Raw genomic sequence first — 13993 nt, 5'->3', positions numbered from 1 at the left:
GTCAAGGAGCTACAGATGCCCAGTGCACAACCCGCTGCTGCCGGCTGGCGCAATCACGGCCTGTTGCTTGTTCTGGCGGTCATGTTCGCCGACAACTTTGTGGGCAGACAGATCCTTGCGGTGATGATCGAACCCATCAAGCTCGAGTTCGGTGTCAGCGACATGGCCATGGGCTTGATTTCCGGGCCTGCTTTCGCCGCGGTATATGCCCTGCTCGCCCTTCCGGCAGGTCGCCTGGCCGATCGCATGCCACGCACCCGCCTGCTGGCAATCTCCTGCCTGCTCTGGGCCCTGGCGACCATGGCCTGTGGCCTGGCGGGAAGTTTCATCGCACTGGCCATAGCCCGGATGGCGGTGGCTGCATCCGAGTCACCGGCCACCTCGGCATCGATGTCGATCATCGCGGACCTCTATCCGCCGCATCGGCGCTCCTTCGCGATCAGCTGCTTCACTGCAGCCCCAACCTTTTCCGTTATCCTCGGCCTCAGCCTCGGCGCCTGGGTCGTGGGCCAGTATGGTTGGCGTGCCGCCTTCATCTGCATCGGACTGCCGGCGCTGTTGTTCTCGACGGTCCTGGCGTTCCTTGCCCGCGATCCCCAGCGCGGCCGCTGGGACCTGAGGCCGACGAGTCCGCCCCAGCCAGTGCAAGGCCTGTTCAATGCGGCTGGAGCGCTCTGGGCACTGCCCGCCTATCGCTGTCTGATCCTCGCCTGCGGCCTGACCTCACTCAGCGCCTACGCAATCGGGATGTGGAATACCAGTTTTCTGGTGCGCTCGCACGCACTGTCACTGCAACACGCCGGCATGCTGGCTGGGGTCGTATGCGGCACGGCAGCCGGCTTCGGTGGCCTGTTCAGCGGTTGGCTGACCGATCACATGACTCGGCAGAACCGTCACTGGCAGATCGGCATTCCGGTCCTCGGCCACCTGATCAGCAACGCAGCCCTGGTGACTTACCTGTTCTGGCCAAGCGGCCCCGTACTCCAACTCGGTCAGCTGCCAGTGCCCAGCGCCATGCTCTGGTGTGGCCTCTATAGCTTTTTCTCGGTGTGGTGGGTCGCGCCTTCGTTCAACTTGGTTACCCAACTGGTGCCGGCCGATCAGCGCAGCACAGCCGTCGCCTTGCAAACAATCGTGACGACACTGCTCGGCGTTGGCATAGGACCGTTTGTGACCGGTTTGTTCAGCGACGCGCTCAGACCATTCTTTGGCGTCGAATCACTGCGCTACGCATTGTTGCTGGTCAGCCTGCCAGTGATTGCCACCCTGTACCTGCTCTTCCGTACCCATGTATTGACGCGCGATACCTGGCGCGCCATTCCTGCCTAACCAGCTCGCATCGGACCGCGCCCCGTCGCTGATCTGCGCTCTCATGTCAGCGGCGTCATCGATTAGTCCCAAAGGACGATGAGCGCAGGCACCGCGATTCACAGAATACCCGTGCGCTCGACTTCGCTTGCGCCGCAGAGACTTGGCCTGGATGACTAAGGCAAGAACCTTATGCCAGCGGGATTGCAACAACACGCACAGGTATTGCCTGAACGAATCGCCGTCGCTCGACTCCGGCCAGGCTGCAACTCAACCCATTCAATTACCCACAGTCCGTATCCACTCAGGGTCCGCTAGTGCTCCCTTTTGCTCTGGAGAGGACTCCCGAAGCCGCGAACCGCGCATTGCGCCGGACTCAATCTGTATCTGTCACCGGAGCCACACATGAATCGCCCCGAAGTATTTATCGTCAGTGCTGTCCGCACCGCCATCGGCAAGTTTGGTGGTTCCCTCAAAGATGTGCCCCCGTCGCAACTCGCCAGCCTGGTCAGTCAGGCGGCAGTGCAGCGTGCTGGTAGCCACCCCACCCGTGTTGACCAGGTCATCTTTGGCAATGTCATCCCCACCGTGCCAGAAGATGCCTACCTGAGTCGTCTTGCAGCGCTAAATGCCGGCATCCCCGAAACGGCGACTGCCTATAACGTCAATCGCCTCTGTGGCTCGGGTCTGCAGGCAATCGTCAATGCCGCGCAACTGATCCAACTCGGCGATGCCGAGGTTGCCTTGGCCGGCGGGGTTGAGTCCATGAGTCGAGGCCCGTACATGTTGCCGGCTGCCCGATGGGGGGCGCGCATGGGAGATATGCAAGCGATCGACTACATGCTCGGCGTTCTGCACGATCCCAAGCACGGCATTCATATGGGAGTAACAGCCGAGAACATTGCCACACGCTATGGCATCAGCCGTGAGCAGCAGGACGCCTTGGCTTTGCAGAGCTATCAGCGAGCCGCACGCGCGCTGGCGCAAGGTCGCTTTGCCGACCAGATAGTTCCGGTTGAATTGCAGACCCGTAAGGGCTCTCAGCTTTTCACCGTGGATGAGTACGTACAAAGCGACATGAGCATGGCCCAGCTGGCACAAATGAAGCCTGCCTTCAAGAAAGACGGCAGTGTGACCGCAGGCAACTCTTCTGGGCTGAATGACGGGGCAAGTGCGCTGCTGCTCGCCAGCGCAGAAGCCGTGAGTCGCGATGGCCTTACTCCCATGGCGCGACTGGTGGCCTATGCCCATTCCGGTGTAGAGCCGACCCTGATGGGCCTGGGGCCGATCCCGGCGACTCGCTTGGCCCTGCAACGCGCCGGTCTCAGCGTCAAAGACCTGGATGTGATCGAGTCCAACGAAGCCTTCGCAGCACAAGCATGCGCCGTCGCGCAGGAACTCGACTTCGACCCGGAGAAGGTCAACCCCAATGGCTCCGGGATTTCACTGGGACACCCTATTGGCGCGACAGGAGCCATTATTGCTACGAAGGCGATCCATGAGCTGCACAGGATTCAAGGACGCTATGCCCTGGTGACTATGTGCATAGGGGGCGGCCAGGGTATCGCAGTGATCCTTGAACGTATTTGACGACCTGAAAAGGTTACGAGGATGGGCAGCTCCCAGCTGCCCTAGCGTTTGACTATGTCCGCAGCGGTCGGCATCTCGACAGAAATCTACCTGGCGATGCCGGGCTAGAACCCTAAGCACGCGATAAACGTTACTGGCGCTCGAAGTGATCGATCGGTTGACCTGAGCAGGCTTGGGTTGAGTTATTCAACTGCAAAAGCAAACGCCCCGAGCGAGTCGGGGCGTTCTACTCAATATGCAGCAACCAGACTAGGTATTGATGAATTCGGCTCAGCCGACGAAGTTGAGCAACACCCCCGCCGCCACCGCCGAGCCGATCACCCCGGCCACGTTCGGCCCCATGGCATGCATCAGCAGGAAGTTCTGCGGGTTGGCTTCCAGGCCGACCCTGTTCGACACCCGCGCCGCCATCGGCACCGCCGACACCCCGGCCGAGCCAATCAGCGGGTTGATCTTGTTGCTGCTGAGCAGGTTCATGCCCTTGGCCATCAGCACCCCGGCCGCGGTACCGCCGCAGAAGGCCACCATGCCCAGCACCAGAATGCCCAGGGTCTTGAGCTGCAGGAAGGCCTCGGCCGACAGCTTGGAGCCCACGGTGAGCCCCAGACCGATGGTGACGATGTTGATCAGCGCATTGCGCGAGGTGTCCGCCAGGCGCTCGACCACGCCGGCCTCGCGCAACAGGTTGCCGAAGGCGAACATGCCCACCAGCGGCGCGGCGTCCGGCAGCAGCATGCCGACCAGCAGGCAGAGCACCAGCGGAAAGACGATCTTCTCGACCTGACTGACATGCCGCAGTTGCTGCATGACGATGGCGCGCTCTTCCTTGGTGGTCAGCGCACGCATAATCGGCGGCTGGATCAGCGGCACCAGGGCCATGTAGGAATAGGCCGCCACGGCGATCGGGCCGAGCAGGTCCGGCGCCAGCTTGGAGGTGACGAAGATCGAGGTCGGGCCATCGGCGCCACCGATGATGGCGATGGACGCCGCCTCCTTGAGGCTGAACTCCATGCCGGGGATGCCCAGAGCGGTCAGCGCCAGGGCGCCGATCAGGGTGGCGAAGATGCCGAACTGCGCCGCCGCGCCGAGCAGCAGGGTCTTCGGGTTGGCCAGCATCGGCCCGAAGTCGGTCATGGCGCCGACGCCCATGAAGATCAGCAGCGGGAACAGGCTGGTGGGCAGGCCGACCTCATAGATCATGTGCAGGAAACCGGCACCCTCGGCCATGTTGGCCACCGGAATGTTGGCCAGCACCCCACCGAAACCGATGGGGATCAGCAGCAACGGCTCGAAACCCTTGCGGATCGCCAGGTAGATCAGCCCCACGCAGACCAGGATCATCAGGCCCTGGCCGGGCTCGAGGTGATAGAGGCCGGTGCTCTGCCACAGTTTGACAAGCTTCTCCATGACGCGCCCCTCAGGCGATGGCCAGCAGGCTGTCGCCCACCGCCACCGCATCACCGACCTTGACGTTGACGGCGGCGACGGTGCCAGCCTTGAGTGCGCGAATCTCGGTTTCCATCTTCATCGCCTCGAGGATGATCACCAGCTGCCCTTCCTCGACCACAGCGCCCGGCTGCACCAGTACCTTGAAGATGTTGCCGGCCAGCGGCGCGGTCTGCGACTCACCAGCGCCAACCGGAGCGGCCGCTGCGGCGGCGGGCGCGCCACTGCTGCCCCCCAGGGCCTTGATGCCACTGATATCGCCGCCCTCGCCCACCTGCACCACGTAGGACTTGCCGCCGACTTCGACGGTATAGACCTCGGGTTTGCCAGCCTCGCGCGCCGGCAGTTCCTGTCCGCTCGGCACCGGCTCGAAGGCCGCCGGGTTGCCACGGTTTTCCAGGAACTTCAGGCCGATCTGCGGGAACAGCGCATAAGTCAACACGTCGTCGATTTCATCCTTGGCCAGCTTGATGCCCTTCTCCTGGGCGATGCCCTTGAGTTCGGCGGTCAGCTTGTCCATCTCGGCCTCGAGCAGGTCGGCCGGGCGACAGCTGATGGCCTCGCCACCATCCAGCACGCGCGCCTGCAGCTCGGCGTTGAACGGCGCTGGCGCCGCGCCGTACTCGCCCTTGAGCACGCCGGCGGTTTCCTTGGTAATCGACTTGTAGCGCTCGCCGGTCAACACGTTGATCACCGCCTGGGTGCCGACGATCTGCGAGGTCGGGGTCACCAGCGGGATGAAGCCCAGGTCTTCGCGCACCCGCGGGATCTCCGCCAGTACCTGGTCGAACTTGTCCTGGGCACCCTGCTCCTTGAGCTGGTTCTCCATGTTGGTGAGCATGCCGCCCGGCACCTGGGCGACCAGAATGCGCGAGTCGACGCCCTTGAGATTGCCCTCGAATTTCGCGTACTTCTTGCGCACCTCGCGGAAGTAGGCGGCGATCTCCTCCAGCAACTCGAGGTTCAGCCCGGTATCGCGCTCGGTGCCCTGGAACATCGCCACCACCGACTCGGTCGGCGAATGGCCATAGGTCATCGACAGCGAGGAAATCGCCGTGTCGACGTTGTCGATACCGGCTTCCACCGCCTTGAGGATGGCCACGGAGGACAGCCCGGCGGTGGCGTGGCACTGCATGTGGATCGGGATCGACAGGCTGGCCTTGAGCCGCGACACCAGCTCAAAGGCGATATAGGGAGTGAGGATGCCGGCCATGTCCTTGATGGCGATGGAGTCGGCGCCCATGTCCTCGATCTGCTTGGCCAGGTCGACCCACATCTGCAGGGTGTGCACCGGGCTGGTGGTGTAGGAGATGGTGCCCTGGGCGTGCTTGCCCTGGCGCTTAACCGCCTGCAGGGCGGTCTGCAGGTTGCGCGGGTCGTTCATCGCGTCGAACACGCGGAACACGTCGACGCCGTTCACCGCGGCGCGCTCGACGAACTTCTCCACCACGTCGTCGGCGTAGTGCCGGTAGCCGAGCAGGTTCTGCCCGCGCAGCAGCATCTGCTGGCGGGTATTGGGCATGGCCTGTTTCAGGGCACGGATGCGCTCCCACGGGTCTTCGCCGAGGTAGCGGATACAGGCGTCGAAGGTCGCGCCGCCCCAGGACTCCACCGACCAGAAGCCGACCTGATCGAGCTTGGGCGCGATCGGCAGCATGTCCTCGAGGCGCACGCGGGTGGCCAGAATGGATTGGTGGGCGTCACGCAGCACCACGTCGGTGATGCCGAGGGCCTTTTTCTCAGCGGTCATAGCAAAGCTCCCTGTCAAACCTGGATCAGCCGCGGCGCGCGCGGTGTTGATGAATGGCGGCCTGGATGGCGGCGAGTACGTCGGGTTCGGGCTCGTGCAGCGCGGCCTTGACTGGCGCAGGCGCGGTGGCGACACGTTGCGGCGCAGGCGCGGCGAAGCGCTCGAGCAGCCGCGCCATCAGGCGAATCGCGAAAATCAGCAGAACCAGGAAGATGAACACGGAACCCATGCCGAACAGCATGAGCTCGACGCCCTCGAGCAGGAGTTGGTTAGCAGTCATGGGGAATCCTTGTTGCAGCGGCCGGGGCCGCTGCTCTTTGCTGTTTCGGGATCACGCTTGAACGACCGGAATCTGGGCGTTGGCAGCGGCTTCGCGGAACTCGGCGATCTGGTCGAAGCTCAGGTAGCGGTAGACGTCGGCAGCCATGCTGTCGATGTCCTTGGCGTAGACCATGTACTCCTCGACGGTCGGCAGCTTGCCGATGATCGCGGCGACCGCTGCCAGTTCGGCAGAGGCCAGGTACACGTTGGCGCCATCGCCCAGACGGTTGGGGAAGTTACGGGTCGAGGTCGAGACCACGGTGGAGTTGGCGGCGACCCGTGCCTGGTTACCCATGCACAGCGAGCAGCCCGGCATTTCCATGCGCGCACCGGCCTTGCCGTAGATGCCGTAGTAGCCTTCCTCGGTCAGCTGGTGGGCATCCATCTTGGTCGGCGGCGACAGCCACAGACGGGTCGGAATGCCGCCCTTGACCTTGTCCAGCAGCTTGCCGGCAGCGCGGAAGTGACCGATGTTGGTCATGCACGAACCGATGAACACCTCGTCGATCTTGTCGCCGGCCACGGTGGACAGCAGACGGGCGTCGTCCGGATCGTTCGGTGCGCAGAGCACCGGCTCCTTCAGCTCGTTGAGGTCGATCTCGATGACTTCGGCGTATTCGGCGTCGGCATCGGCGCTCATCAGCTCCGGCTTGGCCAGCCAGGCTTCCATCGCCTGGGCGCGGCGTTCCAGGGTGCGGGCATCGCCATAGCCTTCGCCGATCATCCAGCGCAGCAGGGTGATGTTCGACTTCAGGTACTCGGCGATGGCCTTTTCCGGCAGCTTGATGGTGCAACCGGCGGCCGAACGCTCGGCGGAGGCGTCGGACAGCTCGAACGCCTGCTCGACGGTCAGCTCGTCGAGGCCTTCGATCTCCAGGATGCGGCCGGAGAAGGCGTTCTTCTTGCCCTTCTTCTCGACGGTCAGCAGGCCCTTCTGGATGGCGTAGTAGGGAATCGCATGGACCAGGTCACGCAGGGTGATCCCGGGCTGCATCTTGCCCTTGAAGCGCACCAGCACCGATTCCGGCATGTCCAGCGGCATGACGCCGGTGGCGGCGGCGAAGGCCACCAGGCCGGAACCGGCCGGGAAGCTGATGCCGATCGGGAAACGGGTGTGCGAGTCGCCGCCGGTGCCGACGGTGTCCGGCAGCAGCATGCGGTTCAGCCAGCTGTGGATGATGCCGTCGCCCGGACGCAGGGACACGCCGCCACGGGTGCGGATGAAGTCCGGCAGGGTGTGGTGGGTGGTGACGTCGATCGGCTTTGGGTAGGCCGCGGTGTGGCAGAAGGACTGCATCACCAGGTCGGCGGAGAAGCCCAGGCAGGCCAGGTCCTTCAGCTCGTCGCGGGTCATCGGGCCAGTGGTGTCCTGGGAGCCGACGGTGGTCATCTTCGGCTCGCAGTAGGTGCCCGGACGCACGCCGGTCACGCCGCAGGCCTTGCCGACCATCTTCTGCGCCAGGGTGAAGCCCTTGCCGCTGTCGGCCGGCTGCTCCGGCTTCTTGAACAGGTCGGAGCTGCCCAGACCCAGTTCGGCACGGGCCTTCTCGGTCAGGCCGCGGCCGACGATCAGCGGGATACGGCCGCCGGCGCGGACTTCATCGAGCAGCACCGGGGTCTTCAGTTCAAAGGTGGTGATGACTTCTTCAGTGCCGTGCTTGCACACCTTGCCGGCGTAGGGATAGACGTCGATCACGTCGCCCATGTTGAGGTTCGACACGTCGAACTCGATCGGAAGGGCGCCGGCGTCTTCCATGGTGTTGTAGAAGATCGGGGCGATCTTGGAGCCGAAGCAGAAGCCGCCGGCGCGCTTGTTCGGCACATAGGGGATGTCGTCGCCGAAGAACCACAGCACCGAGTTGGTGGCGGACTTGCGCGAGGAACCGGTACCGACCACGTCGCCGACGTAGGCGACCGGGAAGCCCTTGGCCTTGACCTCTTCGATCTGCTTGAGCGGACCGATGGCGCCTTGCTGCTCGGGCACGATGCCGTCGCGGGCCATCTTCAGCATGGCCAGGGCGTGCAGCGGGATGTCCGGACGCGACCAGGCGTCGGGCGCCGGGGACAGGTCGTCGGTGTTGGTTTCGCCGGGCACCTTGAATACCGCCAGGCTGTACTTCTCGGCGATCGCCGGGCGCTTGGTGAACCACTCGCCATCGGCCCAGGACTGCAGCACGGCCTTGGCGTGGGCGTTGCCGGCCTTGGCTTTCTCGGCGACGTCGTGGAAGGCGTCGAACATCAGCAGGGTGTGCTTCAGTTGCTCGGCGGCGACGCTGGCCAGCTCGGCGTCATCTAGCAGCTCGACCAGGGTGGCGATGTTGTAGCCGCCCTGCATGGTGCCGAGCAGCTCGACGGCGCGCTGCTTGTTGATCAGTGGAGAAGCGGCTTCGCCCTTGGCCACGGCAGAGAGGAACCCGGCCTTGACGTAGGCGGCTTCGTCGACGCCTGGCGGCACGCGGTTGGTGATCAGGTCAACGAGGAATTCTTCTTCGCCAGCCGGCGGGTTTTTCAGCAGCTCGACCAGGCCTGCGGTTTGTTCGGCGTTCAGCGCCAAGCCTGGCAGGCCTTCAGCGGCGCGCTCGGCGAGGTGGTTTCGATAGGCTTCAAGCACGGTGATTCCCCTGAGTAGGCCCGCTGCAATACAGGACTCGATTGCGTGTTAAGGATTAGGGTGTAGAAGCAGACCACCTGCGGATGAGGGTGACCGCCGACTTCCGCGGACGGCCTGCCTCTACATAACATTGACTAGCGATTGTCGAAGGCTGCACGCGCTCACCGCTCTGTTCGGATGTACGCGGCACTGGGACAGAAGTTCGGAGGTGATCGAATCGCGGCAACGTTGACTGACGGTTTTGTGCATCTGAGTTCCCCGGTATCAGGCTACTGATGGAGAAAGGCTCGAGGGCATGCGAAGCGAGCAACGCACCATGGCGCTGTACTGGCTAATAAGCTGGTCCTTTGACAATGGCGCGTCCTCAGTGAACCAGAAGGCAATGCTGGAGAGCATGCCAAGTATCCCGTGGGTAGCGGCCGATAGCGGATGCGCGAAGAACAGTCCGGTCTTCACACCTTCGTTAATAATTGCCTCAAGTCGACCGCGGTAACTCTTATAGAGCTCGGCAATTTCATGCAATTGTTCCGGATCAAGGTTACGTAACTCCAACGCACTCAGCTGAGCGTGCTCCTTATGCAAGAGTTGGAAGTCAATATAGCTGGCAATAAAAGCGTGCAATCTAGCCTCTACCCCACGGCGTTTCTTTACTTGCCACTCGACATGATCCAACAGGTTTTCCAGGTGATCGCGAATCAGCTCAAAAAGAAGCGCTTGCTTACTTTCAATGTGATTGTAGAGTGAGCCAACGTGCAAGCCAACTCCTTCGGCCAACTGACGCAGGCTTACATTCGCATACCCCGCACTGGCAAAGAGCGATAGCGCCACGTCGCGAACATGTTGATGCCGATCGTTCTCTGGACTGGGCATGCACGTACGCGGGCAGGTGCTAGGCAGAGAGCGATCAAATTGTAACTTGTGCATATCTAATAGCTCCTGCCCGCAATGAAAGCGCTAACGCGCGCGACATCCCAAGCCTGCTCATATCTCACGAACTTTACCTGCCAGGCAGAGCTAAAATACTTAACCTGCAGATAAATATAAACCCGTAATCTCTAGCCAGGAAAATCTCCAACACCCTGCTCTTGAGATCATCTCGACATTAGAGAGAAAAATCTGGCGAAATTCTTCGGCACAGCGCAATCCCACCGACAACCAAACAGGAGTTCAGCAAAAGATACTCTCGAATGCATTTCACAATACCGACTATTAGCCAGTCCCATCGTAACGCAGTAGCTACCTATTCCTACCAGCATCAGGCAAAACTGATTTTAACTACCCTCAAATGTCCCACATCGTCCAAAGAGACCAGATCAGCGAACCTAGGAGTTCAAAAATGGGCGCTGCCCTGGCCACCGTATATGCCACACATTGTTGGTTCGCGTATGCCTTGCGCGCGCGACACTCGATAAGGCGCGAGAGGAAATTCGGCTGTGGCGTGGCGGCGGCGCCAGCGAGCACGTTGACTCCGCAAGTCGCGACGACAATCCTGCCGCCTGCCCTGAATGAGTCTCGTCGTATTCCCCATCTCTCGAGGAAGGCCTGCTGACGCAAGTCCTGCCGGGCCTTCTGGAGAGTCGGCTCGACTTCGCGGACGAAAGGGCTAGAAGCCATTACTGGCAGCACCTCATCCGCTTTAAAGAATGGCGAGGACGTATCGCTTGTTGGATCTGGCACCTTTGCGGTGAAAGTCCGTGCAGCGCGAGAAGGATGCCCCCGGACAGGAACTGCAATCACGAGCGCGATAGCCAAGCAGCCCAGCTTTCGGCCAGGCAAGTCGCTGAAGGACGCGGTTAGCTGACTAATCCGCTCCGCAGGCGGCCCTGCATTCTCCGACCCTCACATGTCGTGCGAAGGCCGAAGCAATAAGCAAGGATGGGCATCATCTCGTTAGAGAGTACCTATGGGAAATCTCAAATCCCCCCCAGGCAGAGGTATTTGATTTCCAGGTAATCCTCGATGCCGTACTTCGAGCCCTCGCGCCCCAGGCCGGAGGCCTTGACCCCGCCGAACGGCGCCACCTCGTTGGAGATCAGCCCGGTGTTGATGCCGACCATGCCGTATTCCAGGGCCTCGGCCACGCGGAACACCCGGCCCAGGTCGCGGGCATAGAAGTAGGAGGCCAGGCCGAACTCGGTGTCGTTGGACATGGCGATCACCTCGGCCTCGTCCTTGAAGCGGAACAGCGGCGCCAGCGGACCGAAGGTCTCCTCCTTGGCCACCGCGGCGTTGCGCGGCACGTCGGTGAGGATGGTCGGCTCGAAGAAGCTGCCACCCAGGCTGTGCGGCTTGCCGCCGGTGAGCAGCTTGGCGCCCTTGCCCACCGCGTCGGCGATGTGTTCCTGGACCTTGGCCACGGCCTTGTCGTCGATCAGCGGGCCGGTGGTGACGCCCTCCTCCAGGCCGTTGCCGATCTGCAACTTGGCCACCGCGGCGGCCAGCTTCTCGGCGAAGGCATCGTAGACCGCGTCCTGGACGTAGATGCGGTTGGCGCAGACGCAGGTCTGGCCGTTGTTGCGGTATTTGGAGATCAGTGCGCCTTCCACCGCCTTGTCCAGGTCGGCGTCGTCGAAGACGATAAAGGGCGCGTTGCCACCGAGTTCCAGCGACACCTTCTTGATGTCCTGGGCGCACTCGGCCATCAGCTGGCGGCCGATCTCGGTGGAACCGGTGAAGCTCAGCTTGCGCACGATCGGGTTGCTGGTCAGCTCGCCGCCGACTTCGCCGGCGCTGCCGGTGACCACGCTGAGCACGCCCTTGGGGATGCCGGCGCGCTCGGCCAGGGCCACCAGGGCCAGGGCGGAGAAGGGCGTCTGCGAGGCCGGTTTGATCACCATGGTGCAGCCGGCGGCCAGGGCCGGGCCGGCCTTGCGGGTGATCATCGCCGCCGGGAAGTTCCACGGGGTGATGGCGGCGGTGACGCCGATCGGCTGCTTGAGCACGATCAGGCGCTTGTCCGGCTGGTGGCCGGGAATCACGTCGCCGTAGACGCGCTTGGCCTCCTCGGCGAACCACTCGATGAAGGAGGCGGCATAGGCGATCTCACCCTTGGCCTCGGCCAGCGGCTTGCCCTGTTCCAGGGTCATCAGGCGGCCGAGGTCGTCCTGGTTCTCCATCAGCAGCTCGAACCAGCGACGCAGCTTGCCCGCGCGTTCCTTGGCGGTCAGCGCACGCCAGGCCGGCAGCGCACGGTCGGCGGCCTCGATGGCGCGGCGGGTCTCGGAAGCGCCCATCTTCGGCACGCTGCCGAGGATCTCGCCGGTGGCGGGGTTGTTGACCTTGATGGTCTGGCCGCTGTCCGCGTCGAGCCATTGGCCGTCGATAAAGGCCTGCTGACGGAACAGTTGGGCGTCTTTCAATTGCATGGTGAACTCCAAAAGAGGCTGTATTCAGTCCTGTTCGACTTAAAACGATAGGATTCGAGCAGATGGGAGCAGAGGACGACCATAGGTTCTTGCCCTCAACTCGCCTACCCAACCCATTGGGTGGTGTCGTCCAATGCCCTGGCGAAACGATCCAGAATTAGCCCGACCTCCTGCTCGTTAACAATCAACGGCGGGCAGAATGCAACGGCATCACCCATGGCGCGCGTGATCATGCCGTGCTCCTGGGCCCTACCGGCCATGTAGCGTCCCAGGGTTCCGAGCGTTTGATGCGGCGCTTTAGTCGCCCGATCACCGACCAACTCGACAGCAGCGATCAGACCACAGCCTCGGATCTCTCCAACCAGTGGATGATCCGCGAAGTCCTGCAAACCAGTACGCAGCAGCTGCCCCATCTGTGCAGCGTGCTCAACCAGGTTGTTCTCTTCGATGACTTTCAGGTTCTCCAGGGCTACGGCAGTAGCCACTGGATGACCACTGCCAGTGAAGCCATGCCCCAGGGTGCCAAGGCTCTGGGTCTGGTCGGCGATGCCTTGAAACACCTTGTCGTTGATCAGGATCGCCGCAATTGGCTGATACGACGAAGACAGTTGCTTGGAGACCACCATGATGTCCGGCTGGATACCGAAGGTCTGGCTACCAAACATCTGTCCGGTGCGACCGAAGCCACAAATGACTTCGTCGGCAACTACGAGGATGTCGTACTTGCGGCAGACCTTCTGAATTTTTTCCCAGTACGTACGCGGCGGCACAATAACGCCACCGGCGCCCATCAGCGGCTCACCGATGAAGGCCGCGATAGTGTCCGCGCCCTCGGTGAGAATACGCTGCTCCAACTCCGCAGCCAGGCGGTCGGCAAACTGCTCTTCGCTCTCTCCCGGTTGGGCGAAACGGTAATGATGTGGGCAGCCGACATGCAGGAAGCCCGGCAACGGCAGATCGAAGCCGCGCTGATTACCCGGAAGGCCGGTGAGGCTGGCACTGACGACCGTGATGCCATGGTAACCGTTGACCCGGCTGATGAATTTCTTCTTGTCCGGCTTACCCAGAGCGTTGTTCAGGTACCAGACCATCTTCACCACAGTATCGTTGGCCTCGGAGCCCGAGTTGGTGAAGAACACCTTACTCATTGGCACCGGCGCCATCTCGATCAGTCTTTCCGCCAGCTCAATACTCGGTCGGTGGGACTTGTGGCTGAACAGGTGATAGAACGGCAGGGTATTGAGCTGCTGCTCGGCGGCCTTGATCAGTCGCTGATTGCTGAAACCCAGGGCGGCACTCCACAGTCCGGCCATGGCTTCGATGTAGGCCTTGCCCTGATCGTCATAGACGTAGATGCCCTCCCCACGCTCGATGATCAATGGACCGACTTCTTGGTGCAGGCGGGCGTTGGTGTAGGGGTGCAACTGATACTGAATGTCTTTTTCTGGCAGCGAGGACAGTGGCTGGTTCATGACACGCTCTCAAAAGGACTGACGATGCTTGGTGATTAAGGACAGCTGCGATGCAGCCTAATGCCTGTTGTGTAGTGGTTCGCACTCACTGCGGCCCAGTGCGGCACTTGCCACGGATAATCGAGTGCAC

The 13993-nt window shown here is 62.2% G+C and carries 10 protein-coding genes; 3 read left to right on the top strand and 7 right to left on the bottom strand.

What is annotated here, in order from left to right; all coding sequences use genetic code 11:
* The first annotated feature begins 15 nt into the window (after positions 1–15).
* Together ACSX1D_RS08575 and ACSX1D_RS08570 are read left to right on the top strand one after the other, a co-directional pair.
* Complete coding sequence (locus tag ACSX1D_RS08575) at positions 16–1329, top strand: spinster family MFS transporter (protein WP_439861828.1); 1314 nt, start codon at positions 16–18, stop codon at positions 1327–1329.
* Between the two features lie 384 nt (positions 1330–1713).
* Positions 1714–2898: an acetyl-CoA C-acyltransferase family protein gene (locus ACSX1D_RS08570; protein WP_439861827.1), complete on the top strand. Its 1185-nt coding sequence runs from the start codon at positions 1714–1716 to the stop codon at positions 2896–2898.
* A gap of 270 nt (positions 2899–3168) precedes the next feature.
* On the opposite strand, the gene ACSX1D_RS08565 is transcribed toward ACSX1D_RS08570, so the two are convergent.
* The 5 genes from ACSX1D_RS08565 to ACSX1D_RS08545 all read right to left on the bottom strand — a co-directional run bounded on the left by ACSX1D_RS08565 (position 3169) and on the right by ACSX1D_RS08545 (position 9950).
* Complete coding sequence (locus ACSX1D_RS08565; RefSeq protein ID WP_439859103.1) at positions 3169–4305, bottom strand: sodium ion-translocating decarboxylase subunit beta; 1137 nt, start codon at positions 4303–4305, stop codon at positions 3169–3171.
* 10 nt (positions 4306–4315) lie between these two features.
* Positions 4316–6094 (bottom strand): sodium-extruding oxaloacetate decarboxylase subunit alpha, encoded by a 1779-nt coding sequence (gene oadA / locus ACSX1D_RS08560; protein WP_439859104.1) that lies wholly within the window; start codon positions 6092–6094, stop codon positions 4316–4318.
* Positions 6095–6119: 25 nt separating this feature from the next.
* Positions 6120–6374 carry an OadG family protein gene (locus ACSX1D_RS08555; protein ID WP_439861826.1) on the bottom strand — a complete coding sequence of 85 codons (255 nt, stop codon included), beginning with the start codon at positions 6372–6374 and terminating at the stop codon, positions 6120–6122.
* A 51-nt stretch (positions 6375–6425) separates the two neighbouring features.
* The gene (acnB, locus tag ACSX1D_RS08550) at positions 6426–9026 is read right to left on the bottom strand and encodes a bifunctional aconitate hydratase 2/2-methylisocitrate dehydratase (protein ID WP_439861825.1); all 2601 of its coding nucleotides are present in this window, start codon (positions 9024–9026) and stop codon (positions 6426–6428) included.
* Positions 9027–9290: 264 nt separating this feature from the next.
* Entirely contained in the window at positions 9291–9950 is a 660-nt protein-coding gene (locus ACSX1D_RS08545) for a TetR/AcrR family transcriptional regulator (RefSeq protein ID WP_439861824.1), read from the bottom strand.
* A 688-nt stretch (positions 9951–10638) separates the two neighbouring features.
* On the opposite strand from ACSX1D_RS08545, the gene ACSX1D_RS08540 reads away from it, so the two are divergent.
* Complete coding sequence (locus tag ACSX1D_RS08540; RefSeq protein ID WP_439862285.1) at positions 10639–10827, top strand: HU family DNA-binding protein; 189 nt, start codon at positions 10639–10641, stop codon at positions 10825–10827.
* Positions 10828–10939: 112 nt separating this feature from the next.
* On the opposite strand, the gene gabD is transcribed toward ACSX1D_RS08540, so the two are convergent.
* Both gabD and ACSX1D_RS08530 read right to left on the bottom strand, forming a co-directional pair.
* On the bottom strand, positions 10940–12391 hold the full coding sequence (gabD, locus tag ACSX1D_RS08535) for an NADP-dependent succinate-semialdehyde dehydrogenase (protein WP_439861823.1): 1452 nt from the start codon (positions 12389–12391) through the stop codon (positions 10940–10942).
* A gap of 104 nt (positions 12392–12495) precedes the next feature.
* Positions 12496–13863, bottom strand: coding sequence for an aspartate aminotransferase family protein (locus ACSX1D_RS08530; RefSeq protein ID WP_439861822.1), 1368 nt, complete (start codon positions 13861–13863; stop codon positions 12496–12498).
* Positions 13864–13993: the final 130 nt, after the last annotated feature.

The organism is Pseudomonas sp. MBLB4136 (assembly GCF_051904765.1).
Taxonomy (GTDB): Bacteria; Pseudomonadota; Gammaproteobacteria; order Pseudomonadales; family Pseudomonadaceae; genus Aquipseudomonas.
The sequence above is the reverse complement of the archived record's forward strand: the minus strand, read 5'-3'. Positions and strand labels throughout refer to the sequence as shown.

Excerpts from the sequence above, each read along its gene's own strand:
- ACSX1D_RS08575 (WP_439861828.1), top strand. The coding sequence starts at position 16 with ATGCCCAGTGCACAACCCGCTGCTGCCGGCTGGCGCAATCACGGCCTG.
- ACSX1D_RS08570 (WP_439861827.1), top strand. The coding sequence starts at position 1,714 with ATGAATCGCCCCGAAGTATTTATCGTCAGTGCTGTCCGCACCGCCATC.
- ACSX1D_RS08565 (WP_439859103.1), bottom strand. The coding sequence starts at position 4,305 with ATGGAGAAGCTTGTCAAACTGTGGCAGAGCACCGGCCTCTATCACCTC.
- oadA (WP_439859104.1), bottom strand. The coding sequence starts at position 6,094 with ATGACCGCTGAGAAAAAGGCCCTCGGCATCACCGACGTGGTGCTGCGT.
- ACSX1D_RS08555 (WP_439861826.1), bottom strand. The coding sequence starts at position 6,374 with ATGACTGCTAACCAACTCCTGCTCGAGGGCGTCGAGCTCATGCTGTTC.
- ACSX1D_RS08545 (WP_439861824.1), bottom strand. The coding sequence starts at position 9,950 with ATGCACAAGTTACAATTTGATCGCTCTCTGCCTAGCACCTGCCCGCGT.
- gabD (WP_439861823.1), bottom strand. The coding sequence starts at position 12,391 with ATGCAATTGAAAGACGCCCAACTGTTCCGTCAGCAGGCCTTTATCGAC.
- ACSX1D_RS08530 (WP_439861822.1), bottom strand. The coding sequence starts at position 13,863 with ATGAACCAGCCACTGTCCTCGCTGCCAGAAAAAGACATTCAGTATCAG.